At 48.7% G+C, this 669-nt stretch carries 1 protein-coding gene; it reads left to right on the top strand.

Going from position 1 to position 669, the window contains the following annotated elements; all coding sequences use genetic code 11:
- A partial coding sequence (locus ACYVE4_RS34075; RefSeq protein WP_461044899.1) for a transposase occupies positions 1 to 615 on the top strand: 615 nt, incomplete at its 5' end.
- Positions 616 to 669 lie beyond the last annotated feature (54 nt).

The raw sequence follows: 669 nt of genomic DNA, 5'->3' as shown, positions 1-669 counted from the left end.
AGTTCTATAACCCAACTACGGCTCCCAATCAGCTTTGGCAAACTGACTTCACCGCTCCGGCGGCCCGGCTATTTCAAGATCAAAAACTGGGGCTGGTATTATCTCTCGACAGTGTTAGATGACTATTCGCGGTATATTTTAGCGTGGGAACTGTGCCCCGGTATGCAGGCCACCGACGTAGAGCGCACTGTCCAAGCGGCTCTGAAATCTAGTAGTCTGACTGCTGACCAGCGACCTCGCATGCTATCAGATAACGGTTCGGCCTACGTGTCTCGGTATTTAAAAGAGTATTTGAAAGGGGAGAGCATTGAACATATTCGCAGTGCGCCGTTTCATCCCATGACGCAAGGCAAAATCGAGCGGTATCATCGATCCATGAAAAACGTGCTGTTACTAGAGCACTACTATAGTCCGGATGAGTTGCGAGTGCGCTTAACGGAGTGGGTAGCTTACTACAATCACCAGCGCTATCATGAATCGCTGGATAACGTACGTCCCGCCGATGCGTATTGGGGTCGTCAGGAGCAAATCCTAGTTGAGCGGCAAAAAACTAAGCAGTTATCGATGCTCAAACGACGGAAAAGTCATATTTTTCAGCGAGTACAAAGCTGTTAAAACCGTCTCTTCTCTTTTCACCCGCATCTGTCCACTTTCGGTTGACGATATACA

The sequence above is a fragment of the Spirosoma harenae genome (genome assembly GCF_054776975.1).
The sequence above is the reverse complement of the archived record's forward strand: the minus strand, read 5'-3'. Positions and strand labels throughout refer to the sequence as shown.